Source organism: Burkholderia crassaminum (assembly GCF_964265005.1).
Classification (GTDB): domain Bacteria; phylum Pseudomonadota; class Gammaproteobacteria; order Burkholderiales; family Burkholderiaceae; genus Burkholderia.
In genome coordinates, this window is the sequence record NZ_OZ183800.1 from 3,099,896 (window position 1) to 3,126,880 (window position 26,985).

General features: G+C 66.5%; 26 protein-coding genes and 1 riboswitch. Of the genes, 5 read left to right on the forward strand and 21 right to left on the reverse strand.

Annotated features, from left to right (window positions below):
* Positions 1-85: 85 nt before the first annotated feature.
* Positions 86-844 carry a TetR/AcrR family transcriptional regulator gene (locus ACPTTF_RS30945; protein WP_423369494.1) on the reverse strand — a complete coding sequence of 253 codons (759 nt, stop codon included), beginning with the start codon at positions 842-844 and terminating at the stop codon, positions 86-88.
* 22 nt (positions 845-866) lie between these two features.
* Here ACPTTF_RS30945 and ACPTTF_RS30950 point away from each other — a divergent pair, with 22 nt between their 5' ends.
* Both ACPTTF_RS30950 and ACPTTF_RS30955 read left to right on the forward strand, forming a co-directional pair.
* Complete coding sequence (locus tag ACPTTF_RS30950) at positions 867-1,460, forward strand: DUF4336 domain-containing protein (protein ID WP_243771591.1); 594 nt, start codon at positions 867-869, stop codon at positions 1,458-1,460.
* Between the two features lie 41 nt (positions 1,461-1,501).
* Positions 1,502-3,124 (forward strand): DUF2306 domain-containing protein, encoded by a 1,623-nt coding sequence (locus ACPTTF_RS30955; protein ID WP_423369495.1) that lies wholly within the window; start codon positions 1,502-1,504, stop codon positions 3,122-3,124.
* Positions 3,125-3,251: 127 nt separating this feature from the next.
* Here the strand turns inward: ACPTTF_RS30955 and ACPTTF_RS30960 are convergent, their stop codons facing one another.
* The 10 genes from ACPTTF_RS30960 to ACPTTF_RS31005 form a co-directional block, all read right to left on the reverse strand.
* Complete coding sequence (locus ACPTTF_RS30960; RefSeq protein WP_423391196.1) at positions 3,252-3,683, reverse strand: 2-oxoglutarate dehydrogenase; 432 nt, start codon at positions 3,681-3,683, stop codon at positions 3,252-3,254.
* 41 nt (positions 3,684-3,724) lie between these two features.
* Positions 3,725-5,572 (reverse strand): S10 family serine carboxypeptidase-like protein, encoded by a 1,848-nt coding sequence (locus tag ACPTTF_RS30965; RefSeq protein WP_423369497.1) that lies wholly within the window; start codon positions 5,570-5,572, stop codon positions 3,725-3,727.
* Positions 5,573-6,290: 718 nt separating this feature from the next.
* Positions 6,291-8,105 carry an ExeM/NucH family extracellular endonuclease gene (locus ACPTTF_RS30970; protein ID WP_423369498.1) on the reverse strand — a complete coding sequence of 605 codons (1,815 nt, stop codon included), beginning with the start codon at positions 8,103-8,105 and terminating at the stop codon, positions 6,291-6,293.
* 221 nt (positions 8,106-8,326) lie between these two features.
* On the reverse strand, positions 8,327-9,268 hold the full coding sequence (locus ACPTTF_RS30975; RefSeq protein ID WP_423369499.1) for a CopD family protein: 942 nt from the start codon (positions 9,266-9,268) through the stop codon (positions 8,327-8,329).
* Positions 9,265-9,645, reverse strand: coding sequence for a copper homeostasis periplasmic binding protein CopC (gene copC, locus ACPTTF_RS30980; RefSeq protein ID WP_423369500.1), 381 nt, complete (start codon positions 9,643-9,645; stop codon positions 9,265-9,267). Before copC ends, ACPTTF_RS30975 begins: the two co-directional genes overlap by 4 nt.
* 14 nt (positions 9,646-9,659) lie before the next feature.
* A complete protein-coding gene (locus tag ACPTTF_RS30985; RefSeq protein ID WP_423369501.1) occupies positions 9,660-10,007 on the reverse strand; it encodes a copper-binding protein in 348 nt (115 codons plus the stop codon).
* Between the two features lie 74 nt (positions 10,008-10,081).
* Positions 10,082-11,377, reverse strand: coding sequence for a multicopper oxidase family protein (locus ACPTTF_RS30990; RefSeq protein WP_069250682.1), 1,296 nt, complete (start codon positions 11,375-11,377; stop codon positions 10,082-10,084).
* A gap of 1 nt (position 11,378) precedes the next feature.
* Positions 11,379-12,881: a TolC family protein gene (locus tag ACPTTF_RS30995; protein ID WP_423369502.1), complete on the reverse strand. Its 1,503-nt coding sequence runs from the start codon at positions 12,879-12,881 to the stop codon at positions 11,379-11,381.
* On the reverse strand, positions 12,878-13,174 hold the full coding sequence (locus tag ACPTTF_RS31000; protein WP_423369503.1) for a hypothetical protein: 297 nt from the start codon (positions 13,172-13,174) through the stop codon (positions 12,878-12,880). The genes ACPTTF_RS30995 and ACPTTF_RS31000 overlap by 4 nt, the downstream gene beginning before the upstream one ends.
* A 90-nt stretch (positions 13,175-13,264) precedes the next feature.
* On the reverse strand, positions 13,265-13,624 hold the full coding sequence (locus tag ACPTTF_RS31005) for a hypothetical protein (RefSeq protein WP_423369504.1): 360 nt from the start codon (positions 13,622-13,624) through the stop codon (positions 13,265-13,267).
* A 295-nt stretch (positions 13,625-13,919) separates the two neighbouring features.
* On the opposite strand from ACPTTF_RS31005, the gene ACPTTF_RS31010 reads away from it, so the two are divergent.
* Together ACPTTF_RS31010 and ACPTTF_RS31015 are read left to right on the forward strand one after the other, a co-directional pair.
* Positions 13,920-14,591 carry a heavy metal response regulator transcription factor gene (locus ACPTTF_RS31010; protein WP_423369505.1) on the forward strand — a complete coding sequence of 224 codons (672 nt, stop codon included), beginning with the start codon at positions 13,920-13,922 and terminating at the stop codon, positions 14,589-14,591.
* Entirely contained in the window at positions 14,588-16,006 is a 1,419-nt protein-coding gene (locus ACPTTF_RS31015) for a heavy metal sensor histidine kinase (RefSeq protein ID WP_423369506.1), read from the forward strand. Before ACPTTF_RS31010 ends, ACPTTF_RS31015 begins: the two co-directional genes overlap by 4 nt.
* Before the next feature lie 135 nt (positions 16,007-16,141).
* On the opposite strand, the gene ACPTTF_RS31020 is transcribed toward ACPTTF_RS31015, so the two are convergent.
* From ACPTTF_RS31020 to ACPTTF_RS31030, 3 genes are read right to left on the reverse strand one after another with little or no spacing between them, the layout of a single operon-like run.
* Complete coding sequence (locus tag ACPTTF_RS31020) at positions 16,142-16,327, reverse strand: DUF1289 domain-containing protein (RefSeq protein ID WP_423369507.1); 186 nt, start codon at positions 16,325-16,327, stop codon at positions 16,142-16,144.
* A gap of 2 nt (positions 16,328-16,329) precedes the next feature.
* Positions 16,330-17,352, reverse strand: coding sequence for a CDF family Co(II)/Ni(II) efflux transporter DmeF (gene dmeF / locus ACPTTF_RS31025; RefSeq protein ID WP_423369508.1), 1,023 nt, complete (start codon positions 17,350-17,352; stop codon positions 16,330-16,332).
* A gap of 12 nt (positions 17,353-17,364) precedes the next feature.
* Positions 17,365-17,640: a metal/formaldehyde-sensitive transcriptional repressor gene (locus tag ACPTTF_RS31030; protein ID WP_423369509.1), complete on the reverse strand. Its 276-nt coding sequence runs from the start codon at positions 17,638-17,640 to the stop codon at positions 17,365-17,367.
* A 120-nt stretch (positions 17,641-17,760) separates the two neighbouring features.
* Positions 17,761-17,935, forward strand: a riboswitch (yybP-ykoY riboswitch).
* A gap of 74 nt (positions 17,936-18,009) precedes the next feature.
* On the opposite strand from ACPTTF_RS31030, the gene ACPTTF_RS31035 reads away from it, so the two are divergent.
* A complete protein-coding gene (locus ACPTTF_RS31035; protein WP_423369510.1) occupies positions 18,010-19,020 on the forward strand; it encodes a sodium:calcium antiporter in 1,011 nt (336 codons plus the stop codon).
* 79 nt (positions 19,021-19,099) lie between these two features.
* Here the strand turns inward: ACPTTF_RS31035 and arsH are convergent, their stop codons facing one another.
* The 7 genes from arsH to ACPTTF_RS31070 all read right to left on the reverse strand — a co-directional run bounded on the left by arsH (position 19,100) and on the right by ACPTTF_RS31070 (position 26,979).
* A complete protein-coding gene (gene arsH / locus ACPTTF_RS31040; RefSeq protein WP_423369511.1) occupies positions 19,100-19,822 on the reverse strand; it encodes an arsenical resistance protein ArsH in 723 nt (240 codons plus the stop codon).
* Entirely contained in the window at positions 19,815-20,237 is a 423-nt protein-coding gene (gene arsC, locus ACPTTF_RS31045; RefSeq protein WP_423369915.1) for an arsenate reductase (glutaredoxin), read from the reverse strand. Before arsC ends, arsH begins: the two co-directional genes overlap by 8 nt.
* Positions 20,238-20,257: 20 nt before the next feature.
* Entirely contained in the window at positions 20,258-21,328 is a 1,071-nt protein-coding gene (gene arsB / locus ACPTTF_RS31050) for an ACR3 family arsenite efflux transporter (RefSeq protein WP_423369512.1), read from the reverse strand.
* Positions 21,325-21,657, reverse strand: a complete 333-nt coding sequence (locus tag ACPTTF_RS31055) for an ArsR/SmtB family transcription factor (RefSeq protein ID WP_166955132.1) — start codon at positions 21,655-21,657, stop codon at positions 21,325-21,327. The genes arsB and ACPTTF_RS31055 overlap by 4 nt, the downstream gene beginning before the upstream one ends.
* A 209-nt stretch (positions 21,658-21,866) precedes the next feature.
* Positions 21,867-22,235: a copper-binding protein gene (locus tag ACPTTF_RS31060; protein ID WP_423369513.1), complete on the reverse strand. Its 369-nt coding sequence runs from the start codon at positions 22,233-22,235 to the stop codon at positions 21,867-21,869.
* A complete protein-coding gene (locus ACPTTF_RS31065; protein ID WP_423369514.1) occupies positions 22,232-25,438 on the reverse strand; it encodes an efflux RND transporter permease subunit in 3,207 nt (1,068 codons plus the stop codon). The genes ACPTTF_RS31060 and ACPTTF_RS31065 overlap by 4 nt, the downstream gene beginning before the upstream one ends.
* Complete coding sequence (locus ACPTTF_RS31070; RefSeq protein WP_423369515.1) at positions 25,435-26,979, reverse strand: efflux RND transporter periplasmic adaptor subunit; 1,545 nt, start codon at positions 26,977-26,979, stop codon at positions 25,435-25,437. Before ACPTTF_RS31070 ends, ACPTTF_RS31065 begins: the two co-directional genes overlap by 4 nt.
* Between the last annotated feature and the right edge of the window lie 6 nt (positions 26,980-26,985).

Consider the following 26,985-nt stretch of genomic DNA (forward strand, 5'->3'; position numbering starts at 1 on the left):
ATGCCGGTTTGCGGTCCGGCGGCCGGCGCGCGGCCCGTTACGCCGCGTCCTGCTGTTCCTGCCGCACCCGCCCGATCGATCCGCTCTACCCGCGACGCTCGGCCGGCAGCGCGTCCATCGAGAATGCGAGTGCGGATTCCGCCAGTGCCTCGATATCGGTTTCGTCGCCGTCCAGGTGACCGTCGATCCACAGCATCGCGAAACCGTGCACGAAGCTGCGCACGCCGACGCTGTACGTCCGTAGCTGTGCGTCATCGGCGAGCGGCCCGATCATTCGCCGGATCGCTTCCGCCGTCACGTCGCTGTTTTCGCGGCGGGCGCGCGCGAGTTCGCCGTTGTCCTGCTGCGGATCCGTGAAGCCGCCGAACATGAGCCGGAACAGTTCGGCGTGGGCGCGGGCGAACTTCACGTAGGCCAGGCCGCCAGCGCGAAACGCGTCGCGTGCCGACGCGCCGCGCGCGATCCCGGCGGCGAACGCGTCGACCTGCGCCTGGGTCAGGCGCCGGAACCCCTCGACCACCAGCGCCAGCAGCAGCGCATCCTTGTTGACGAAGTGGCGATAGACGGCGGAGTCCGACACGCCGAGTTGCGTCGCCAGATTCCGCACGCTCAATTCATGTGCGCTGGACTGCGCCAGCGTTGTCAGGGCCAGATCCAGCACGGCCTGCCGCAGATTGCCGTGGTGGTAGCTCGCCTTGCGATTCCGGGGGTTTTCACTCATTTGACAGTGTTCAATGTAACGGTCAACAATGTTTGCAACCCAAACATTGTCGGATCTGGCGATGTCTGCACTCGAATCCCTGGCGAAGGATATCTGGACGGTGTCGGCCGCCCATTCTTTCATAGGCCTGCACGTCGGCACGCGCATGACCGTCATCCGGCTGTCGTCGGGCCGGCTGTTGCTGCATTCGCCGGTGCCGCTGGACAGCCGGCTGCGTGCCGACCTCGACGCGCTCGGGGAAGTCGCGCATCTCGTCTGCCCGAACCTGTTTCACCACACCTATGCCGGCGAGGCCGCGGCTGCGTATCCGCATGCGGTGCTGCATGGCCCGGCCGCGCTGCACCGCAAACGCCGGGACCTGCACTTCGGCGCGGTGCTGACCGATACGCCGCATCCGGAGTGGCGAGGCGATCTGGAACTGCTGACGATCGAAGGCTGCCTGCTGGGCGAAACGGTGTTCTACCACCCGGCCACGCGCACGCTGATTGCCTGCGACCTGGTCGAGAACTTCCACCAGTCGCCGCACTGGCTGACCCGCCATTACCTGCGTATGGGCGGCCTCCTGGGCCACGTCGGCTGGCATCCGCTGCTGCGCGTGGTGTACCGGGATCGACGCGTGGCCCGCGCCTGCGTCGACAGGCTGCTGGAATGGCCGTTCGAGCGCGTCGCGCTGGCGCACGGCGATCCGCTGACCGAGCATGCGCACGACTCGGTCCGGCAAGGCATGGCATGGCTTTGAGTGCGTCGCCCACGACACGAACGACCCAGGGAGAAACAACAATGGCACGACCGAATGCAATCGGAACCCCCGCGACAAGCGCGGCCCCGCCCGGCGAGGCCGCAAGCGGACGCCTGCGATCGTGGGCGACCGCGACGTTCCTGCTGTTCGCCGGGGTCACGATCCTGTACGGCCTGATCGCGATCGCCACCGGACAGGCCAATTTCGGCGCGATCTCCGGTGACAGCCTGCTGCATGCGCGCGAGCAACTGCGTGCGCTGTCGACGGCCGGCGGCAATCCGGCGTGGAGCCAGATCCTCGGCACCGACGATCCGTTCATCTGGATCGCGGCCCGGCTGACGTCCGCACGGCTCATGTTCGGCGAGAACGGCTTCTACGACACCGTGCTCTACTACGCGCAGATGCCGAAGGCCAACATCGTCATCCTGTCGCTGCACAACATCATGGGCGGCACGTGCATGCTGCTCGGCGCACTGCAGTTCTGGCCGGCGCTGCGCCGCGACCATCCGCGCTGGCATCGCTCGGCCGGCGTGATCTACATGGTCTCGTCGCAGATCGCGATGATCGGCGCGATGACCTACATGGTGCGCACGCCCGTCGCGATGATGTACGACACACTGACGTTCGCCACCGGCCTGTGGTTCCTCGCGCTGGGCGTGACGGCGTCGCTGTGGATGTCGATCTATCACCTGGTGCGCCGGGACATCGCGCAGCATCAGGCCTACATGGCGATCAATTACGGATTCCTGCTGACCGCGCCCTTCACGCGCATCGACTGGATCTGGGCCGGCATGGTCTATCCGGACGTCGACCAGAACACGTCGAACTTTGCGGCGGTGGCAGTGCTGATCGCGCAATGCATGCTGTTCGGCTATCTGCTGCTGTGCATGAACCGGTGGTTCCAGAAGGCCCGCCCGGCAGCGGCCCACGCGAAGCCGGCGCTGCCGCCCGCGTGGACGCAAGCCGCGGCCAGGATCGGCGTGCCCGTGCTGTCGGCACTCTGCATCGCCGGCCTCGTCATCGTGGCCGACCATTACCTGGTGGCGCCGGGGCTCGACCGGTTCGAAGCCGGCAAGCGCTGGATTCCCGCCGGCCTCGCCGCGTTCCAGAGCAGCGTGCTCGGTGCGGCGCCGGTTTCGCGGTGGATCTACGCACTGAGCGCGATCGGCGTGTGCGCGCTGGCGCCGGCCCTGCTCCGCGCCGCCTTCGGCGGCAAGCCGCAACCGCAGCGGATGCGGCCGCTCGCCGCCGCGACGGCCGTGCTGACCGCGGTGAACGGTGCCGCGTTGCTGTACTGGGGGCAGTTGCTGGGCAGCCCGACCGCGACGACGTCATCGGGCGGCACGCCGTTCCAGATGAACGGTTCGTTCGAACTGTTTTTCGCGGCGCTGCTGCTGTGGGGCGTGATGCGCGGGCGCGACGCGCTCGTCAAGGAATGGAGCCTGTTCTCGATCCTCTGCGTGCTGGCACTGCCGAGCTTCTACGCGATCGTGCCGCTGGTCGGCTGGATCTATGTGCAGATCGGCGTGCCCGGCCTGCAGCATTACGTCGACATCACCAGCGTCTATCGCGTGGCCATCAGCATCGGCCTGATTCTCGCCATGCTGGCCGGCTCGATCCATGCCGTGTACGGCAGCGCGACGCAGGAGCGGTTCGCGCGATAGTCGCGCCGCCCCGGCGACACAGTCATCGTTGCTCCGGAACGTCGCGTTCTCGGCAACGCCCGCATCCCGCCGTGTTCAACCGGCGGCCGGCGCGCATCGTGCACCGGCCGCCGCCCTGCCTGCTACGTCACTCGTCCTGCTGTTCCTGCTGCGCCTGCACCTGCCGTTGCTGGATGAACTGCCGCACATCGCTCATCGTCACACGGCCGGTGTGCTTCGCATCGATCTCGTCGAAGTGCTTCGACACGAAGCCCAGACCGCTGCTCTGCGCCTGCGCCTTCGTCACGGCCGCGCCGTTACTCAGCACCGTATTGGCGCCGAGCCGCGCGTCGACGCGCTGCTGCGCCTGCTGCTGCAGCGTCGCGCCGGTCGACGGCAGCACCGGTACCGCCCGCGTGGCAGGAAAGAACGGACCGTCGACACCGCGCCCGCCGTGCGGCAGTTTCACGGGCGCCACCGACTGCGGCGGCAACGCGTAAGCACTGCTCATCACGGCACCGAGGACGATCAACGGAGACATACGCCGCATCAATTTGATTAGGGACATGATCACTCGCATTCAATGGATGAATAGAGGGTTCCTTTGACAAGGAGTCCCGCTCAAGGGGCCGCCGCCAGTGTCGTCGCGGCCGTCGCGCCCGGGATGCTGCCGGTCGGTACGCTGGGCGGGTTTTCATCCGGCCACGGCGGCGGCAGCGTGTGCAGCGTCAGTGCCGTCGGAATCCGCGCGCCCTTGTAGAACGTCTTCAGGTCCCGCTTCATCTGCGGACGGGCGACGTCGTCCAGGTAGATCATGTGACCGCCCTGGAAGAAGTTCACCTGCAGCTTCGGATTGAAGCCCTTCACCGTCTGCAGCCGCGCGAGTTGCTTCTCGGTGTTGAAGAACGGCGTCGCGAGATCGTGGAAGCCGTTCTCCGCGAGCACACGAAGCTTCGGGTTGAGCTGCAGCGCACCGAGCAGATCGGGGATCGTGTCGGGCATCGGCTGGCCGTCGTGCGTGAAGTCCCAGACGCCGATGATGTTGTCGTTCAGCGGCAGGTAGGTCGCGTTCGGTGCGGTATAGCCGAGGTAATCCGGCATCTGCGTCGCGAGCGCGTTCGTGAACGGCTGCGAAATCAGGATGTCGGACGGGTCGCCGTCGTTCTGCAGCCGCGGATCGGAGTTCGGCAACGACACGCGTCCGTCATACCGGCCGATCGTCGTTCCGGGCAGCAGGCTCGTGCCGAACGGGTTCGCGTTGAAGTAGCCCTGCAGCGCCTGCAGCGTCAGGCTCGACGGTATCCCCCACAGCTTGAGCGTCGCATTGCTCGGGAACACCGGCGTGCCGAGCGCATCCGGAATGCCGAGCTGGCTCAACACCCACGACTGCGAATACTTCTGCAGCTGGTTGTAGATCAGCGTCGTGAACAGTTCCGTCTGCAGTGCGTACAGATCCTGGTTCACCGGTGCCGGCGAAACCTGGTTGAAATACGCCGCGACCGCCGCATAGCCGGGCAGGTAACCGGCCACGGTGTCGGTCTGAAGCAGCAGCCCCTCCGTCGACTGCGTGATCGCCACGGCTTCCACCGCATCCGCGAAGTAGTTCAGGATCGACGACTGCAGCACGATGCCCGTCAGGTGCACGCCGGCCGATTCGAGCGCCAGCGCGAGCATGTCGGTACGCGGCGTGCCGTACGATTCGCCGTACAGGTAGATCGGCGACGTGCTGCGGCTGTTGACGTTCAGGTAGCGCTGGATGAAGTCGCGCATGATGTTCACGTCCGCATCGGAACCCCAGTACTTCTGGTTGGTGTTCGGCAACACGGCTTCCGACAGCCCGGTTCCGGGCGGGTCGATGAACACGAGGTCGGTGGTGTCGATCAGGCTGTCGGCGTTGTCGACGAGCGGATAGTTCGGCCAGTTGCTGCCGAACCCCGGATCGGGCGTGGCCACGCGGGTCGGCGCGAACGAGCCGAGCCGCAGCCAGATCGACGACGAGCCGGGGCCGCCGTTATAGACGAACGTGACAGGGCGCGGCTTGCCGTTGGTGCTCGGCGCGGTGTACGCGACATACGACATCGACGCTTCCGCATTGCCGTTCGCGTCCTGCGCGGTCAGGTGGCCGGTGGTCGTCGTGTAGTTGACGGCCGTGCCGCCGTTTTTCCACTGGTAATGCATGACGGCCGCTTTCTCGGACACCTGCGCGGCGGCGAGGCCGTCGGTCGCATTCATCGAATAGGCGACCTGGTCGACGTAAGGCTGGTTGGCCGCCGGCGCCTGACTGCTGGCCGCTTGTGCGCTGGCCTGCTGGCTGGCGGTCGTCTGCGCCAGGCTCGACGCGCCGACGGACGACGAATCGTCGCCGCCGCACGCTGCGAGCGCCAGTGTCATGGCGGTCAATGCGCCTAGCCCGGCCATCCGGCCGCGACGGGCACGGCGGCTACCGGTACAGCTCCTGTCTGGTTTCATCTCTGCCCTTTGATTTGGTTCGGATACCACTTCACAAAGGCCGCCTTCGCCGGCGAGACGCGCAGCAACACCCGCCACTCGCACAAAAGGCGGTTGGGATCGGACTGCTTCAAGAGACTGAACGTGATACAGACACAGCAAACTGCTGGCGAGAATCGTGCTTGAACCGCCCCCTGCAGTTTGGACTTCTTTTCTGATTACTTGAATTTACGACATCGACAAAATATGCGGTGCTGCGCCGCGTTGTCAAAGATCATTCGGATATTAAAAATCCCGCAATGATGCTAACGGCGGACAGTGTCTGGCAATTGAAAGAAAACGGGATTATTTGTGCATTGCGCGCCTCACCGGCAATAATCCGCCGAATATCCTGCTTTTCTCGCACAACCAGGAATCCTTTCCCGAGTTGACGCAGCGCCTCGAAAGCCTTCAGATCGCCGGAATTTTTCTTTCATTTTAATTATCGGAGATCGATTAATGCGATATGACGGCACGTGCAGTCCATCATTCAATGATTCGATTCACTTCAGCCATTCTTCAATCGATACGCTTATCCGCATCGCGTCATCCATAAAATACCGATTACGTTAATTCGCGACGATTTCTGCGGAATTATTTACCCTTGCACCGGCCGGCCGTTCCGGAAGAAACGAGGCGCGGCGTGCAGCCTCGCCGCACGCCGCGCCTCACCTGCGTTCAATCCGCGTTCAACCCGCCATCAATGCCCGCCGCCCGGCAGCGCGATATCGATCAGCACCGGGTCGTGATCCGACGAACGATATGCATCCGGCGCGTAGAACGTCTTCTGCTGCTCCGCCGATTTGTAGGCGAGCGTGTACTGCAGCGCGAGCGGCTCGTCCGCGTTGATGTGCCATTCGTGCACGGCCTTCACGTGCGACGCGAGCGGCAGCGACGCGAGCGCGTGATCGAGATAGCCGGCTTCGCCGTTGTACACGTAGCTGTACGCATTCGCGCCGATCCAGCGCGCGACGAGGTTGCGGTAGCCGCGCGATTCGAGCGTGCGGATCGGGTCTTCATACGTGTAGCTGTTGAAGTCGCCGATCAGCAGCACGCCCTGGCCCGCGACGCCCGTCGGGTTGCCGGCGAGCCAGTCCGCCACCTTCGCCGCCGCGCGCGTGCGCGTCGGGTTCCAGCAGCCCTGGCCGTCACCCTGGTCGAGATCGTCGTTCGCGGCGTCCGGGCAGTTCTTCGACTTCAGGTGGTTGACGGCCACCGTCAGCGACTGCTTGTTGCCGCCAACCAGCCGGAACGACTGCGCGAGCGGCTGGCGGTTCTTGTCGTCGATCGCGAGCGTGGCCGCGCGGCCGACCGGTTCGACCTTGCGGCTGTCGTAGATCATCGCGACGGTGATCGCATCGCCGCCGAGGCGCGACACGCCCGGATCGACCACGCGCCAATTGTTGCCGAGCTTCGCCGCGAGCTGGCGCACCGCGCTCAGTTCGCCGTAGCCGTTGTTCTGGATTTCCATCAGGCCGATCACATCGGCGTCGATCGACTTCAGCGCGCTGACGATCTTCGCTTCCTGGCGCTGGAATTCCTGGAAGTTCTTTGCGCCGCGGTTGTTCGGATCGTCGAAGCCGCCGCCGAGACCGTTGCCGTTGAAGTAGTTGAGGACGTTGAACGACGCGACGCGCAGGTTCGATTTCGGATCGCGCGCGGGCGCGTTGGTGCGCGGGTTCGTGCGCGCTTCGAATGCCGGCACGGCCGCGCCGGGCAGCGGCTGCACGCGCCATGCGCCGTAACGCACCTCGAGCACGCCTTCGATGTCGCGCACCGTGTAGCCCGCACGCAGCGTATTCGCGGCCGACAGGCCCGGCGCCGGATACGGCACGGTCGCGGGGTTCTGCTTGTTCGAGCCGTCGTCGAGGACGAGGCGGTTGCGTGCGTTCACATCGATCTGCGTCTGTGCCTGCGCGGGCGGCACGACGCTCGTCGGCGTGCGCAGGCGGCCGTTGCTGAGCATCACGCTGCCGTAGCGGCCGAGCTCGTAGTTGTCGGTGACGTTCAGCGTCTGCGGCAGGCGCACCAGCATCCCTTCATACGCGGCGAACGCGTTCGGGCTGTCGACCGGCAGCGTGAGCGTCGCGGGCGTGACGGTCTGGCCGTTCGCGCACACCGCGATCGCGCCCGACTGCGTGAGCTGCGTCTGTCCGTATTTCTCCTCGACCTTGCCCGTCACGTGCACGAGATCGCCCGCTTTCGCCCGCACTTTCGGCGCGTAGACGAACAGGCCTTCGGACACGCCCGGCTGGTTGCGGCGCTGCGCGTCGGCCTGCTGGACGAAGAAGCCGCCGAAGCCGTCCGTGCCGCCGAAATCGGCGGTGACGACGGCTTCGATCGATACGTTCTGGCCGGCGAGCGGCGACGGCGCGCCCGGCCCCTGGATCTCGGCGATCGGCGTCGTGCTGCCGCCGCAGTTCGGGCTGACGGGCGCGGCGGTGGCGGCGAAAACCGGCGCGGCGAGCGTCGGGAGCAGCAATAGCGGGGTGATGAGGCGGATTGTCGAGCGCATGACGGGGAATCCCGGTTGTGAGGGTGGCGAAAGCTTAGCGGCGCTCAATGACAGTTTTTGGTAATCGACAGACAGGCTGATGTAATTGTCGTTATCGCGCTGCGATCGCCATCCAGTGCGCGTTTGTGCCTGAAAAAGCGGGGAAATCGTCTGACGAAAGTCCGTTGTCCCAATGACGATCGCCCCGCGTGCCTGCGCCGCCGCGCCACCGCGGCGTCGTGCTACACCGTCCCCGGCAACGCACTCGACACGAGCACGGCCGCCACCATCAGCACGCCACCGAGCACAACCGCCTCGATCCGCAACACCGTGCCGAACCGTTTCATCGAAACAGCCGGCATCGCGGCAGCCGGATCCTTCAGCGCGGCCAGCAACTTCGGCATCCCGAAGAAGCGGTTGTGTCCGCCGAGCGCCGCGGCGATCAGCACGAGTGAGAGCTTCAGCAGCAGGATCTGCCCGTACGTCGATGCGAGCAGGTTGGCGGGTGTATCGACCCCGCGCCAGCCGTTGTACGCACCGGTCGCGAACAGCACGATCAATGCGTAGGTCGACGCATCGGAAAGCGACTGCACGAACGATGCGCCGGTCGTGCGCTCGCTCGCGGGCATCGCGGTGAGCCGCGGCATCACACCGAATACCGTCACGAGAACGAGCCCGACCCATGCGCTGATCGCCAGCAGATGCAACCAGTCGATCCACACCGGCACGCTGAACCAGCCCGCATCCACCGGATGCCCGCCATTGCTGCGCGCGAGCGCGACGCAGGCAAGCGCGGCCCAGATCGCGAACGGAATGCGCGTGTCGTTCGCGCGCCTGACGAACGACAGCAGCACGACGACGAGCATGAATACGGCTCCGGCCAGCCACGCATGACCGAACCCGGTGCCCGCGAGCATCGAGTGGACGGCCGGCCCCGCTTCGAGCAACGACACTTCGCTCATCAGCGCGCAGTGCGCCCAGAACGCGGTGACGCTCGCGGCCAGCGATACGACGGACGCGACGCGCAGCGTCGTGACGAGCCGCCGCCCGACGCCGTGCTGCCACGCCGACGCGCCACGCGCGAGCCAGTGGTTGCCGAGCAGCGCACCGACGACGACGGCGAACCCGGCGTTCTGGATCGCCACCGACACGAGCCGCAGGAGACCGACGAAGCCGTCGTTCACCCTTTCACCCTGAACGTATAGGTGCCCTTCGTGCGATGCGCATCGGCCGTCATCGCGGCCCACTGCACCGTGTACGCGCCGGGCACGAGCGTCGGCATCGCGAGGGTCATCACGCGTGGGTTCGCCGCATCGACCTTCGCCTTGTCCTGCGTGACGGCGTTGCCGTTCGCATCCGACACCTTCACCGAGCTGAATGCCGGTTCGAGGTCTTCGTTGAAGGTGAGCCGCAGCGTGTCGGGCGCCGTGTCGACCGTGCTGCCCGTCGCCGGTGTAGCGCTTTCGAGCTTGCCGTGCGCCGAGGCCGCGACCGGTGCGGCCGCGAGGATCGCACCGGCCGCGGCGAACGCGGCCAGCCGCGCGAGTGTCGTGATCTTCATGTTCACGCTCCGCGTCACGGCTTCTTCAGTTCGACGACGGTCAGCGCGCCGTTCACTTCTTCCGCGACGAAGTCGATCTTGTCGCCGGTCTTGACCTGCGACAGCATCGCCGGGTCCTTCACCTTGAACACCATCGTCATCGCGTCCATCCCGAGGTTCTCCAGCGGGCCGTGCTTGATCGTCAGCTTGCCGGCAGCCGTATCGACCTTGCGGATTTCACCGTGCGACATGCGCTGCGCCGCGTCGGCGCCCTGCTTCGCGCCGCCGCCCATGTCCATGCCGGCCATGTCGCCGGCCGCGTACGTCGCGGCGGAAAACGCCAGCGCGCAACCCGTTGCCATCAAAACCAGTCCCTTCTTCATCGTGTCGACTCCCGTGTGAGTGAAATGAAACCGGCGGCCGCATCGGCGCGGCCGCCGCGTGCTGCTGCTCGGTCTCAACCGTCCGGCAATTCGCCGGTGTATTCGTAGGCAACGGTGCCCTTCGGATGCCTGAACCAGCCCGGATCGCGATAGTCGTTGCGGCCAAGCCCCTGCCGCACCTTGCAGACCGTGAACATGCCGCCCATCTCCAGCGGCCCGAACGGGCCTGTGCCCGTCATCATCGGCAGCGTGTTGTCGGGCAGCGGCATCTCCATGCCGCCCATCGCACCGCCCGTGCTGCCCATCGCCATGTAGTCGGGCACGAGCTTGCCGATCCGTTTCGCGAGATCCTTCTGCGGCACGCCGATCAGGTTCGGCACCTGGTGGCCCATCGCATTCATCGTGTGATGCGACTTGTGGCAATGGAATGCCCAGTCGCCCGGGCGATCGGCGGTGAACTCGATCGCGCGCATCTGCCCCACTGCGACATCGGCCGTCACTTCCGGCCAGCGCGCCGCCGGCGGAATCCAGCCGCCGTCGGTGCCGGCGACTTCGAAGCTGTAGCCGTGCAGGTGGATCGGATGGTTCGTCATCGTCAGGTTGCCGAAACGAATCCGCACGCGGTCGCCCGCGCGCACCGGCAGCGGATCGATGCCCGGGAACACGCGCGAATTGAACGTCCACATGTTGAAGTCCGTCATCTCGTTCACGCGCGGCGTGTAGCTGCCCGGATCGATGTCGTACGCGGCGAGCAGGAACACGAAATCGCGATCGACCGGCATCGTGCCGCGATCCTTCGGGTGCACGATGAACATGCCCATCATCCCCATCGCCATCTGCACCATCTCGTCGGCGTGCGGGTGATACATGAACGTGCCGTGCGCCTCGAGCTGGAACTCGTAGACGAAGGTCTTGCCGGGCGGGATGTGCGGCTGCGTAAGGCCGCCGACGCCATCCATCCCGTTCGGCAACCGCAGCCCGTGCCAGTGGATCGTCGTGTGCTCGGGCAGCCGGTTGGTCACGAAGATGCGCACCTTGTCGCCTTCGACGGCCTCGATCGTCGGGCCCGGCGACTGGCCGTTGTAGCCCCACAGGTTCGCGTTCATGCCGGGCGCCATCTCGCGCACGACGGGCTCGGCCGTCAGGTGGAACTCCTTCCAGCCGTTCTTCATCCGCCACGGCAGCGTCCAGCCGTTCAGCGTCGCGACGGGCGTGTACGGCCGGCCGTTCGGCGGCACGAGCGGCGGCTGCGTGGCGGTTTTCGCCATCGTGGGCGCTTCGGGCAACGACGCGGCGCCGGCCTTGCTGACCATCGCCGCACCGAGCAGCGCGGCGCCCGAGCCGCTGAGAAATTGTCGACGGGACACCATGTCAATGACCTTCCGGATGCGTTTGTGTCGCGGGCGCCGGTTGCGCCGCGGGGGTGGAAGCCGGCTGCGGTGCAGCGTCGGCGTTGGAAGTGGATTCGGGTTCCGGTTCGGCGGAATGCGTCGCGCGCGGCGCAGCACCTGACGACGGCAACCGGCCGCCAACGGCCATCTGCAGATCGGTTTCGGCGAGCCAGTAGTCCTTCAGCGCGTCGATGTAGCCGTTCACTGCGCCGACCTGTTCGCGCGCATCGGCCAGCAGCTCGAACACGCTCGCGAGCATCCCGTTGTAGCGCAACATCAGCTCGTCCGAGATCGTCTTGCGCAGCGGCACGACTTCGTCGCGATAGTGGGTGGCGACGTCGTAGCTCGTCACGTAGGCCGCATACGATTCACGCACCTCGGAACGCGCATCGATAGCCGTTTTCGCGAGCCGGTTCGCCGACTGCATGTAGACGGCCTCCGCCCGCGCGACCTTCGCGCCGCCCCAGTCGAACAGCGGAATCTCGACGCTGATCTCGAAGCCGTGCTCATGACCCTTGCCGGTCTCGTAGTTGTTCACGTAGCCGAGATCCACCGCGTTGACGAAGCGCGTGGCCTTGCTCAGGCCAAGCGACGACGCGACACCCTGCGTCTGCAGCTTCGCGGCCCGGATGTCGAGGCGGTTGCTCATCGCGAAACGTTCGAGATCGGGCAGGTCCGGTCGCGCTTTCGGCAGGTCGGGCAAGCGCTCGGGCAGCGCGTACTGCGTGCGTTCGCCCCACAGCCCCATCGCACGCGTGAGCTTCTCGCGCGCGGCCACGGCCTGCTGGCGCGCCTTCGCATGCTGCGCGACCGCGTCGGCATGGAACGCCTGTTCCCGCGCGTAGTCGAGGCGGCTGAAGTTGCCGGCCTGCCGCATGCGCTGCGCGAGTTCGGCGGCCGCACTCGCGGCATCACGCACCTGCCCTGCATAGTTCGCGGCCTGCTCGGCGGCGACGGCCTCGACATACGCGCGGCGCGCGTCGGCGGCCACCTTCAGCATCGCGTCGGCCGTTTCGAGTTTGGTCTGCTCGAAGCGGCGGCGTTCGATGTTCGTCGCGAGCGGCATCGTCAGCAGCGCGAACACGTTCGCGGAGAACGTGCGGCCGAGGGTCAGCTCGCCATCGCCGGCGCGTGTGCGGCTGAACGAGAAGCTCGGGTTCGGCAGCCGGCCCGCCTGGACGAGATCGGCCTCCGACAGCCCGAGTTCGGCGTACGACGCCTGCAGGCCACGGTTGTTCAGCAGCGCGACCTGCACCGCGTCGTCCATCGACAGCGGTTTCGCGAGCAACTCCTTGGTCCGCTTGTCGACGGCTTCGCGGTCGGCATCGGTGCGGACGACGACGGCGTCTTTCCCGATCCGCTCGGACGCGGTGGACGACACGGCGTCGAAGCCGCCGTCCTTCGAAAACGTCGTGCAGCCCGCGAGGAACGCCAGCACGACCGCAGCCGCGCCGATCCGCGGCGATATCGCCAGGTGCTTCATTGCGCGGCCCCTCCGTGCATCGAATGGGCGCCGCCGCTGCCAGCCAGGTTGCCGGGCTTCACGTGACCCGTCGTGCGTTCTTTCGCGGGCCGTTCCATCACGTCCCGGTTCAGTTGTTTCCAGCCCGGGCCTTCGTCGTCGCGATACGGCCGGTAGCCGTCGAATGCGGACGGCACGGTGACGTCCGGCACGGCCACGGTGGCATCCGCCGGATCGGGCAGCGGGGTTTGCGCAGGCGCGAGCGACGGCACGAGGGCCGCCGCGCCAAGCAGCGCCGCAGTAATCAATCGCATGAATGGGTCTCGTCGTGAGTCGTCCGGCGGCACGGATACCGCCGCCGGAGCAGATTGCAGAGCGCGGCCGGTCGGGACCGCGGGCAGGGTCTAGACGAGAAGCCGGCGCGGCGGCCTTTCGATGCCGCCGGTCAGGAACGACACGACGACCGGGGCTGGAGCGAAAGCAACGATCGCGACGCCGATACCCGACGTAACGGACATCGCAGGAAGATCCGCCATGCCGGTGCCGAGGCAGCAAGACCCGCACGCGGAGCACGGCTGTGCATGTCGCGCATGATCGTCGTGCGCGTGCTGATGCGGGTCACCCTGCGCGCTCGGCATTGCATGCGGCGCGGCCTCAACAGCACTTGCCCCGTCTTCCATGTGCGGCATGGCCACGACTGCGACCGCGCATGCCCTCGACACGGTCGCGAACGACTGGATCGGCAGGCTCAGCGCCAGCAGCACGACGAGGATGAACTTGCGCCAGTACGACATGGATGCGGAATCAGGCAGGCAACGACCGGATGGGCCGGCGCGGCGCCGTGACGGCGCGCTCCGGAGACACGACGGCCGAAGCTTATCGCCGCCGCGGTGACGACGACATGGTCGAAACATGACCGAATTTTCACGAAACGCGGGCGACGCGGCGTATGCGTTTCATGACAATTCCGTCATCCGGCGGTCATCCTTCGCGCACGCGCGGCGCCGTAAGCTCACGCGTTACACTGACCGGCTGGAATCACGGACAGCCTGCCTCACCATGCGGATACTGATAGTCGAAGACGAACCCAAGATGGCGTCGTACCTCCGGAAGGGGCTGATGGAGGCGAGCTACACGGTCGACGTCGCGGAAAACGGCAAGGACGGGCTGTTCCTCGCACTGCACGAGGATTTCGACCTCGTCGTGCTCGACGTGATGCTGCCGGAACTGGATGGCTTCGAGGTGCTCCGGCGCCTGCGCGCGCAGAAGCAGACGCCCGTGCTGCTGCTCACGGCGCGCGAGGCGATCGAGGACAAAGTCGCCGGGCTCGAACTCGGTGCCGACGACTACCTGCTCAAGCCGTTCGCGTATGCCGAGTTTCTCGCGCGCATCCGCTCGCTGCTGCGGCGCGCGCCGCGCAACGTGCGCGACATCCTGCATGTCGCCGATCTCGAAGTCGACCTGATCCGCCGCCGCGTGCGCCGCGCCGACACCCGCATCGACCTGACCGCGCAGGAATTCGCGCTGCTGCAACTGCTCGCCGAACGCGAAGGGGAAGTGCTGACGCGCACCTTCATCACGTCGCAGATCTGGGACATGAATTTCGACAGCGACACGAACGTCGTCGATGCGGCGATCAAGCGCCTGCGCGCGAAGATCGACAACGCCCATGAGAAGAAGCTGATCCACACGATCCGCGGAATGGGCTACGTGCTCGAGGATCGTTCGTGACGCGCAGCCCCGGCTCGTATTCGCTGCTGCGGCGCCTGACGCTGGCGTTCGCCGTCGTCGCCGCGCTCGTGTTCGCGCTGACCGGCGCGTACCTGTATCGCTCGCTGTCCGCCGAGCTGACGCGGCGCGACGATATCGAGATCTCCGGCAAGCTCAACCAGTTCCTGCAGCTGGCGCACGCGAGCGGCTCGGCTGCCGCGCTGCGCGCCGATCCGGCCGTGTTTCATGAAGTGCTGCTGTCGCATCCGGGCGTCTATCTCGGCATCTACGACGCGCAGAACCGGCCACTGGTCGAACATTCCGACGAGGCGGGCAACACACTCGTATCGGTCATCACCGCACCGCATCCGGCGGGCAACGCAGGCGGAAGCAGCAGCCCGTTCACGTGCTCACCGCCCGGCATCGGCACGTCGCGCTGCGTGTATGCCCGCGCCACACTGCCGTCCGGCGATGCAATTCAGGTCGCGCTTGCACGCACGGCGACCGATCGCCAGTCGCTGCTGGAAAGCTATCGTGTGGACATCTGGCTCGCGGCGGCCGTGGGCGCGCTGCTGGTCGGCGCGCTCGGCTACGCGGTCGCGTCGCGCGGCCTGCGCCCGGTCGAGAGCCTCGGGCGCCAGACGTCACGCATCGAGGCGCACAACCTGAACGCGCGGCTCGACGCGCGCGGCGGCCCGGTCGAGCTGCACGAACTCGCGACGTCGGTCAACCGGATGCTCGACCGCCTCGAACGCGCGTTCGTTCGGCTGTCGCAGTTCTCGTCCGATCTCGCGCACGACATGCGCACGCCGCTCGCGAACGTGATCAGCGCGTCGCAGGTCACGCTGTCGCGCGCGCGCACGACCGAGGAATACGAAGCGCTGATCGATTCGAACATCGAGGAATGCGAACGGCTGCAGCGGATGATCGAGAACATGCTGTTTCTCGCGCGCACCGATAATGCCCGGCAGTACCTGAAGACCGCCGAACTCGACGCGGGCAGCGAACTGCGCCGGCTTGCGTCGTATTTCCAGGCGCTCGCCGACGAAGCCGGTGTGCGCATCGACGTGCGCGGCGAAGCGCCGGTCGTCGCGGACGCTACGCTGTTCCGCCGCGCGGTGAGCAATCTCGCGTCGAATGCGCTCGAACACGCGGAAGCCGCGTCGACGATCGAGCTGGCCGTTTCGGCGCAAGGGAATTACGCGATCGTCGAAGTCACGAATCGCGGCGCCGCGATTCCGCCCGAACAGGTCGAACGGATCTTCGAGCGCTTCTACCGCATCGATTCGTCGCGGCACGGCGCGGCGCGCAACGCGGGGCTCGGGCTCGCGATCGTGAAGTCGATCATGGAGCTGCATCGCGGCAAGGTCGAGGTCGCGAGCCGCGACGGGCGCACGACGTTCGCGCTTTATTTTCCGCGCGGCACCGAAGGGTAAGCCGCTTGCCGCGCATTGCCTGTCGCATTGCCTGTCGCATTGCCTGTCGCTTTGTCTGTCGCTTTGTCTGTCGCATCGGCATGCCGGCCGATGCGACGCGCGACGAAGCACGACCGCACCCGCCGACGAGCGCCTTCACTCCCCCGGCTCGCGCCGGATTTTCGCCTGGCGGCGATTGCGGTCGTTCAGTATCTGGTGGCGGCGATGGTCGGTCATCTTCCTCCAGTCCCGCGCCTCGTCGCGTGTGCGCAGGCAGCCGACACAAAAGCCCGTTCGGCCGTCAAACGCACACAGGTCGATACAGGGCGATTTCACGGCCACGGTCAGGCCGCCTTCGCAGGCGTCATCACTTCGACGGTCACGTGCGACACGCCGTCGAAGCCCTCGATCAGCGCATGGTAGAAACGCGCGTCGCGCACCGTATCGACCGTCTCGACCGACACGATCGCGCTCATGTGGCCGGGGCCGACGCGCCACACGTGCAGATCGTTGACCTTGTCGCCAAGCGCCTCGATCGCGTGACGTACGCGCGCCGCCAGCTTGCGATCGACGTTGACGTCGAGCAGGATGCCGCCCGTATCGCGCATCAGCCCGTACGACCAGTTCGCGATCACGAGTGCGCCGATGATGCCCGCAACGGGATCCATCCAGACCCAACCGAACGCACGTGCGAGCAGCAGGCCGACGATGGCCAGCACCGACACGGCCGCATCGGCGATCACGTGAACGTAGGCCGAGCGGATGTTGTGGTCGCGATGGGCTGCCGTTTGCGAACCGTGATCGTGATGTGCGTGATGGTCATCATCGTCGTGATCATGATCGTGGTCGTGCCCATGATGATGGCCGTGCCCATGGTCATGCCCGTGGTGATGGCCGTGGTGATGGCCGCCGCTCAGCAGCCACACGCTGGCGAGGTTCACCGCGAGCCCCAGCACGGCAATCGGAATCGCTTCGCCGAAGTGAATGGGCACCGGAGCCAGCAGACGCGCAACCGCCTCGTAGCCGATCAGGATCGCGATCATCGCGAGCACGATCGCGCTCGTGAAGCCGGCCAGGTCGCCCAGCTTGCCGGTGCCGAACACGAAGCGCGGATCGTCCGCATGCTTGCGCGCATAGGTATAGGCCAGCGCGGCGATCAACATCGCGCCGGCGTGCGTCGACATGTGCAACCCGTCGGCGACGAGCGCGAGCGACCCGAACAGCGTGCCGCCGACGATCTCGGCCACCATCATCGCCGAGCACAGGCCGATGACCATCCACGTCTTCCGTTCGTTCTGCTCGTGCGCATCGCCGAGGAAGATATGGTCATGCCCCGCGCCGAACGCGTCATCCTGGAAAGTATTCATGTCCTGCCCCGATTACTTGAAATAGCTGTGCACCACGTCGATCAGCTGCTCGGTCGCGCTGCCTTCGTGTGCGTCAGGTGCGTGCGCATCGACCAGATGCTCGCGAATGTGGTCTTCCAGCACGACGGCCAGCAAGCCGTTCATCGCGCCGCGGCAACTCGTGATCAATTGCAGGACCTCGTTGCAGCCGTGCTCGTCCCCGAGCGCGCGCTCGATGGCCTCGACCTGGCCCTTGATACGACGCACGCGGTTCAGCAGCTTCTGTTTTTCACGAACGGTATGGCTCATCGATGACGGGCTCCTGTATAGGGAGGGGGAGTATATCTCCGGAAAGCTTCCCCTATAGGGGAGAGGGGTATATTTTTTTGAGATGAAGGCTTGTCGAAAGAAATCCGCTCGGCTAGACTGCCCTTCGTCTTTGGGGAGTAGCCTGCTTTCCTTCCCCGGAAAGCGAACGCGTCAACACACTCGGCCTGCGGCCGTGGCGCGTTCAGCCTGATCGGCCTGGCGAGACCATGGGCGCATCGCGTCGTTCCTGGTCGGACGTCGGCGGATGCGCCATGGTTCGTCAGCGTCCGACCACGGAGTCCCCATGTTCCCCGCCGCCGTCTCCCCGCGTTTCGCCGCCGTCCGCACCCATGCCTGCGGAGGTGCCGCATGACCTTCATGTTTGTCGAACTGGCGGTCATGCTGATCGTCATCCTCGTCGCCGCCGAGGTCTTCACCAATGCGCTCGAACATCTCGGCGAACGCCTGAAGATTTCCGAAGGCGTCACCGGTTCGCTGTTCGCCGCCGTCGGCACCGCGCTGCCCGAAACAATGGTGCCGCTGCTCGCACTCGCCGGCGGCACGGCAAACCAGGCCGTGAACGAGGAGATCGGTGTCGGCGCGATTCTCGGCGCGCCGCTGATGCTCGCCACGCTCACCACGTTCCTGATGACGATCGCGGTGATCCGCTCGCGCGGGCTGCGCGGCACGATCGCGCCCGAACGGACGGGCTTCGTGCGCGACCTGAACTACTTTCTCGCCGCGTTCTCGCTGGCTACCGCCGCGATGTTCGTCCCGCATCACAACGGGGCCGTGCGCGCGCTGCTCGCCGCGATGCTGGTCGGGATCTACGTGATGTATGTCGTGATGACGTTCCGTGCGTCGAACCAGCTCGTCGATGCCGGGCATGGCACCGAAGCGCCGCACACGATGTTCCTGTCGCGCCTGGGTGTGCCGACCAACCTGGCGACCATCGCGCTGCAGCTGCTGATCGGCCTCGCGCTGCTGGTCGGCGGTGCGAAGGGTTTCATTCACGGCGTGGAAGGTGTGTCGCACGTGCTCGGCGTATCGGCACTGCTGCTGTCGCTGATCATCGTGCCGATCGCGACGGAGCTGCCCGAGAAGGTCAACAGCGTGCTGTGGATCCGCCGCAGGAAGGACACGCTCGCGTTCGGCAACATCACCGGCGCGATGGTGTTCCAGGGCACGCTGCTGCCGGCGATCGGCATCATGCTGACGCCGTGGGAGCCGCGCCCCGAAGTGTTGACCGGTGTGATCATCACGCTCGCGGCGGCGGCATGGCTGCGCTTCAATGCGCGCACGCGCGGGCTTGCGATCTGGGCATTGCTGGCGAACGGCGCGGGTTACGCAGGGTATCTGTTCCTGACACTGGCTCGATGATCTGACTCACACGGTCAGATCCCGCTGCCCTGCCCCGGCGCGAACGATGCCCCCCCCGCGCCGCTTGCCCGCGCGGGGTTCAGATGCGCGCCTGGTTCACACGCTGCGACAGTTGTTCGGCGCTTTCCTTGCGCTCGCTGTACCGGTCGGTCAGGTACGTGCCGACGTCGCGCGTGAGCAGCGTGAACTTGACCAGTTCCTCCATGACGTCCACGACCCGGTCGAAATACGCGGACGGCTTCATCCTGTCGTCGTCGCCGAATTCCATGAATGCCTTCGCGACGGACGACTGGTTCGGAATGGTCAGCATGCGCATCCAGCGCCCGAGCACCCGCATCTGGTTGACCGCGTTGAACGATTGCGATCCGCCGCTGACCTGCATGACCGCCAGCGTCTTGCCCTGCGTCGGCCGTACCGCGCCGACCGACAACGGAATCCAGTCGATCTGCGCTTTCATCACGCCGGTCATCGCGCCGTGCCGCTCGGGGGAGCACCACACCATGCCCTCCGACCATTGCACGAGCTCGCGCAACTCCGCCACTTTCGGGTGATGCTCGGGCGCATCGTCAGGCAACGGCAATCCGGCCGGATTGAAGATCCTGACATCGGCGCCCATGGCCGTCAGCAACCGCGCCGCCTCCTCGACCAGCAGCCGGCTGAACGAACGCGCGCGCAATGACCCGTAGAGCAGCACGATGCGTGGCGGGTGCGTCGACGGCCGCGCGGGCTGCAGTGCGCTCGCGTCCGGTACGCGAAAGAGCGTGGCATCGAGTTGCGGCAGATCGTTCAGGCTGTCAGACACGCTTGCCCTCCGCGTCGATCACGATTTCGCCGTCTTCCTTCGCATACGGCCCCTTCTGCGGATCGGGCAGGATCTCGAGCACCTGTTCGGACGGGCGGCACAGCCGCGTGCCGAGCGGGGTGACGACGATCGGGCGATTGATCAGGAGCGGATGCGCGACCATGAAGCCGATCAGATCGTCGTCGCTCCATTTCGGATTGTCGAGATCGAGCGCTTCATACGGTGTGCCCTTGCGACGCAGCACGTCGCGAACGGGGATGCCCATCGCGGCGATCAGCGCGCGCAATTCCTCCTGGCCCGGCGGCGTTTCGAGGTACAGCACGACGCGAGGCTCGACGCCGGAGTTGCGAATCATGGCCAGCGTGTTGCGCGACGTGCCGCAATCGGGGTTGTGATAGATCGTGATGTCGGTCATTTCCGGATTCCTGAATGGTTTCATGCGCGCTCGTACCAGCCCTTCGAGCGGTTGACGATGCGCACGACGAGCAGCATGACCGGCACCTCGATGAGCACGCCGACGACGGTCGCGAGCGCGGCGCCCGAGTGGAAGCCGAACAGGCTGATGGCAGCCGCCACGGCCAGTTCGAAGAAATTGGACGCGCCGATCAGCGCCGACGGGCACGCGATGCTGTGTTTCTCGCCGACGATGCGATTGAGCCCATAGGCGAGCGCTGCGTTGAAGAACACCTGGATCAGGATCGGCACCGCGAGCAGCGCGATCACCAGCGGTTGCTTCAGGATCGCCTCGCCCTGGAACGCGAACAGCAGCACGAGCGTGGCCAGCAGCGCGGCGATGGACCACGGGCCGATCTTCGCCATCGCACGGTCGAACGCCGCCTGCCCCCTGGCGAGCAACAGCCTGCGCCACACTTGCGCGAGGATCACCGGAATGACGATGTACAGCACCACCGACGTGAGCAGCGTCGCCCAGGGCACCGTGATGGCGGACATCCCCAGCAGCAGGCCGACCAGCGGCGCGAACGCGATCACCATGATGCTGTCGTTCAGCGCAACCTGCGACAGCGTGAACAGCGGGTCGCCGCCGGTCAGCCGGCTCCACACGAACACCATCGCCGTGCACGGCGCGGCGGCCAGCAGGATCAGGCCGGCGATATAGCTGTCGATCTGGTCGGCCGGCAGCATCGGCGCGAACAGCTGCCGGATGAACAGCCAGCCGAGCAACGCCATCGAAAACGGTTTGACGAGCCAGTTCACGACGAGCGTGACGCCGATCCCCCGCACATGCTGCCGAACCTCATGCAACGCACCGAAGTCGACCTTGACGAGCATCGGCACGATCATCACCCAGATCAACAGCCCGACGGGCAGGTTGACCTGGGCGTATTCCATGCGGCCGATGCGCTGGAAGAGCCCCGGCAGCGCCAGGCCCAGCGCGATGCCGAGCACGATGCAAAGCGCCACCCAGACGGTCAGGTAGCGCTCGAAGAAGCCGATGGCGGGCTTGAGCGCCACGGCTTGCGACGGGGCCACGTTCGAGCCGGTCATGGGCGATCCCCGCAGCAGGCCGGCGCCGCCGGCACGCCGCACGCGGCGCCCTCGCAGCAGTTCTCGGTCAGGAACCCGATGAGCCCGCTCATCGATTCGAAATTCGCCGCGTAATAGATGAACCGGCCGTCCTGACGCGCAGTGACCAGATCCGCATGCGACAAATCCTTCAGATGGAACGACAGGCTCGATGGCGACAGCCCGATCTGCTGGGCGATCGCGCCGGCCGGCAGCCCTTGCGGGCCGGCCACGACCAGCGCGCGAAAGATGGCGAGGCGCGCTTCATGAGCAAGCGCGCCCAGGGCGCGCACGACGAGATTGGAGTCCATGGCGCGAAGGATAGCGTCTTCATTTCGACATTTCAAGTATTGTTGAAATGTAGGTGCCGATCCCCTGCCGTACGGCACTGGCGGGCTGCACCCCACCCGTCGCACACCATCAAACGCAGCCGCACGAGCCGCATCCGGCCCGATATGCGCGTGCCGGTGCAGCCGCCGCCCCGCTTCACGGGCGGGCGATGCACCGGCGCGAACTCAGGTCAGGACGCCTTCACCAGCTTGACGATCGTCAGCGTGCCGTCGACCTTCTCGATCCGCACCTTGACCTTGTCGCCCGCATGCGCGTGGTCGAGCATCGCCGCGTCCTTCGCCTTGAACGCCATCGTCATCGGGGGCATCCCGACGTTGTCGAGCGCGCCGTGCTTCAGCGTGATCTTGCCGCTCGCGGCATCGACCTTCTTCACTTCGGCATCGGTCAGCGCGGCATTCGAGTCGGCCGCGCCGCCCGACGACATCTTCATGCCCGACATGTCCATGCCGGCCATGTCGCCGGCGGCAAAGGCGGGCGCGGTGAAAGCGCCGGTCGCGAGAACGGCTGCGGTGGTGGTGACAGTGATCCACTTCTTCATCGTGATTCTCCGGTTGGGATGGATGGCACGTTCGTGCCGTGAGGAACTGCATCGGAATGCCGCACGCGGCCCATGCTTCGCGCACGACGGCGCTGAAGCAGGAGCCAGGCGGCGGGAATGACGAACATCGACAGCAGCGGCGCCGTGACCATGCCGCCGACCATCGGCGCGGCGATGCGCTGCATCACTTCGGAACCGGCGCCGTGCCCGACCATGATCGGCACGAGGCCGGCGAGCACGACGGCGACCGTCATCGCCTTCGGCCGCACGCGCAGCACCGCGCCTTCGCGGATCGCGTCGAGCAGCAACGCATCGGTCAGCGGTTCGCCGGCGTCGAGCCGGCGCTGCAGCGCGCCCTTCAGGTACAGCAGCATCACGACGCCGAACTCGGCGGCCACGCCCGCGAGCGCGATGAAGCCCACCGACGTCGCGACCGACACCGCATGGCCGAGCGCCCACACGAGCCAGAAGCCGCCGATCAGCGCGAACGGCACCGTCGACATCAGCAGCAGCGCATCGGCCGCCGAGCCGAACGTGAGAAACAGCAGCACGAAGATCACCACGAGCGTGACCGGCACGACGGTACGCAGCTTGGCCGCCGCGCGTTCGAGATACTCGAACTGCCCCGACCACGCGATCGAGTAGCCGGGCGGCAACGCGACCTGTTGCGCGACGGCCTGCTGCATCGCGCGCACGGCGCTCTGCAGATCGGTGCCGCGGATGTCGACGTACACGTAGCCGGACAATCGCGCGTTCTCGCTGCGGATCATCGGCGGCCCGTCGGCGATCGCGATGCGCGCGACGTCGCCCAGGCGGATCTGCGCGCCGCGCGCGGTGACGACCGGCAGTTGCCGCAGGTTCTCGACCGAATCGCGCACCTCGCGCGGGTAGCGGATGTTGATCGGGAAGCGCTCGCGCCCCGCGATCACTTCGCCGACATCGTCACCGCCGACCGCCGACGACACGACCGACTGGATATCGGCCACCGACAGCCCGTAGCGCGCGGCGGCGAGCCGGTCGATGTCGACGTCGATATAGCGGCCGCCGTTCAGCCGCTCCGCGAGCGCGGACGTGACACCCGGCACGGGCTTCACCGCTGCCTCGACCTGCTTCGCGATCGCGTCGATGCCGGCCAGGTCAGGCCCGGAAATCTTCACGCCGACCGGCGTCTTGATGCCGGTGGACAGCATGTCGAGCCGGTTGCGGATCGGCGGCACCCACACGTTCGACAGGCCCGGCACCTTCACCGTGCGATCGAGTTCGTCGACGAGCTTCTCCGGTGTCATGCCGGGCCGCCATGCGCTGCGCGGCTTGAACCGGATCGTCGTCTCGAACATCTCGAGCGGCGCGGGATCGGTCGCGGTATCGGCGCGGCCCGATTTGCCGAACACCGTGTCGACCTCGGGCACGGTCTTGATCAGCCGGTCGGTCTGCTGCAGCAGCTCGCTCGCCTTGTCGGCGGAAATGCCCGGCAGCGCGGTCGGCATGTACAGCAGGTCGCCTTCGTCGAGCGGCGGCATGAATTCGCCGCCGAGCCGCGACACCGGCACGGCCGTCAGTAACAGCGCGACGACCGCGACGCCGATCGCGAACCACGGGCGCCGCAGCGTCGCTTCGAGCAGCGGCCGGTATACGCGGATCAGCACGCGGTTGATCGGGTTCGCGTGCTCGTGCGGAATGCGGCCGCGCACGAGATAGCCCATCAGCACCGGCACCAGCGTGACCGACAGCCCGGCGGCGGCGGCAATCGTGTAGGTCTTCGTGAACGCCAGCGGCGCGAACAGTTTGCCTTCCTGACCTTCCAGCGAAAACACCGGGATGAACGACAGCGTGATGATCAGCAGCGAGAAGAACAGTGCGGGCCCGACCTCCGCAGCCGACGTCGCGACGAGCTCCCAACGTCGCGCGGACGTGATCGGTTCGCCGGGATGCGCGTGGTCGTACGCTTCAAGATGCTTGTGCGCGTTCTCGATCATCACGATCGCCGCGTCGATCATCGCGCCGATCGCGATCGCGATCCCGCCGAGCGACATCAGGTTCGCGTTGACGCCCTGGTAGCGCATCACGATGAACGCGGCCAGCACGCCGAGCGGCAGCGACAGGATCGCGACGAACGCGCTGCGCAGATGGAACAGGAACACCGCGCAGACAATGCCGACGATCACGAATTCCTCGATCAGCTTGTCCTTCAGGTTGCCCACCGCGCGCTCGATCAGTTGCGAACGATCGTAGGTCGTGACGATCTCGACGCCGGGCGGCAACGAACGCTTCAGGTCGGCCAGCTTCGCCTTCACCGCGTCGATCGTCGTGAGCGCATTCTTGCCCGAGCGCATCACCACGACGCCGCCCGTCACCTCGCCCTGCCCGTTCAGCTCCGCGATCCCGCGCCGCATCGCGGGGCCGACCTGGATGCGCGCGACGTCGCCGAGCAGCACCGGCGTACCGGCGTCGTTCGTGCGCAGCACCACGTGCCGGAAATCGTCGAGCGTGCGCAGGTAGCCGGTCGAGCGCACCATGTACTCCGACTCGGCCAGCTCGACCACCGAGCCGCCGGACGCCTGGTTCGCGTTGCCGAGCGCGTTCGCGATCTCCGCCTGCGTGATGCCGTACGCGCGCAGCTTGTCCGGATCGAGCACGACCTGGTACTGCTGCACCATGCCGCCGACGCTCGCGACTTCCGAGACGTCCGGCACGGCCTTCAGCTCGAACTTCAGGAACCAGTCGTTGAGCGCGCGCAGTTGCCCGAGATCGTGATGCCCGGTGCGATCGACGAGCGCGTACTCGTACACCCAGCCGACGCCGGTCGCATCCGGCCCGAGCGACACGGTCGCGCCGGCCGGCAGCCGGCTCTGCACCTGGCTCAGGTATTCGAGCACGCGCGAGCGCGCCCAGTACGGATCGGTGCGGTCGTCGAACAGCACGTAGACGAACGCGTCGCCGAACGACGAATACGCGCGCACGGTTTTCGCACCGGGCACGCCGAGCAGCGTGGTCGTCAACGGATAGGTCACCTGATCCTCGACGATCTGCGGTGCCTTGCCTGGATACGACGCCTTGACGATCACCTGCGTGTCCGACAGGTCAGGCAATGCGTCGAGCGGCGTTTGCCGGAGCGAATGAACGCCCCACGCAGCGATCAGCACGGTAGCCAGCAACACGAGGAAGCGATTCCGGACCGACCAGAGAATGACGCGCGCGATCATCGTTCGCCTCCCTGCGGTTCGACCTTCGTCAGCCGATAGCCGTCGTCGCTTTGCGTGAACGCGAAGCGCACCGTCTGGCCAGGCTTCACGTCAGGGAACGCGGTGGCCGACGGCTTGCCGAACGCCATCGTCATCGCGCCCCAGCCGAGCGCCGGCACGGGCTGATGCGAGAACGTGATGTCGTCGGCCGTGACCTGTTCGACCTTGCCGGTGGTTTCGTAGATCGGCGCCGCCGCTTTCGGTGCCGACGCGGATGTCGCCTTCGCGCCGCTTGCGCCGGTGTCGCTCTCCAGCCGCGGCAGCACGCTCTTCAGGCTCGCCTCGGAATCGATCAGGAACTGCCCCGATGCAACGACCGTGTCGCCTTCGTTGAGCCCGTCGAGCACTTCCGTGTCGCCGCCGATGTCGTTGCCGGTCGTCACCTGCACCGGCTGAAGCCGGCCCTCACCGTTCTTCACGATGACGATCGTGCGCTTGCCCGTCGCGATCACCGCCTCGGACGGCACGAGCAGGCGCGACACGCTCGCCTTCCCGGCAACCCGCACGCGCATCAGCATGCCGGGCGTGAGCTTCAGCGCGGCGTTGTCGAGCTCCACGCGCGCCTGCAGCGTGCGGCTACTCGTGCTGATGCCCGGCAGCACTTCGCGGATGCGTCCGGTGAAATGCTGCGCCGGATCGCCCGCGAACGTCGCGTCGACCGGCATCCCCGGCTGCACGTTCAGCGCAAGCGCTTCCGGCACCTCGACGATGAGCCACAGCGTCGACAGTCCCGCGATCTTCGCGAGCGTCTGACCGGGCGCGACCATCGCGCCGTCCCGCACGTTCAGCTCGCTGACGACGCCGGTTTCCGGTGCAGTCAGCACGACGTGCGTCTGCGCGCGGCCGGTGCGGTCGAGGCTCGCGATCATGCCGTCGGGAATCGACAGCGCGCGCATCCGGGCGCGCGACGCGTCGAGCAGGCTGCCGTCCATCCCGCCGCGCTTGAGCGCGAGGTATTCCTCCTGCGGCGCGAGCCAGTCGGGCACGAACAGCGACGCCACCGGCGCGCCCTTCGCGATGCGCTGCATCGGTGCGCGCGCATAGAGACGGTCGATGTAACCGGTGACGCGAGACTGGACGACGTCCGCCCGCGATTCGTCGAATTGCGTGGTGCCCACCGCATCGAAGCCGGCCGCCGTCTGCTGGCGGTGCACGGTCGCATAGCGGATGCCGAGATTCTGCTGCAGGCCCGGATCGATCCGGATACCGGACGCGCCGCCGCCTTCGTCCGCATAGACGGGCTGCAACTGCATGTCCATGAACGGCGACTTGCCCGGTTTGTCGAAGTGCTGGTTCGGCACCATCGGGTCGTGCCAGTACAGCACCTTGCGGCCCGTGCCCGGGTTGGTGTTGCCGGCAGGTGCTGCACCGTTCGCGGCGACCGATGCGGCCGTCGCCGCGCCGCCTGCCGCATGGCGCGTGCCCGCGACATAACCGGCGCCGAGCAGCGCCGCGGCAGCGAACGTCAACAACACCGCGCGCGCCAGTGATTGCTTCTTCATGATGGT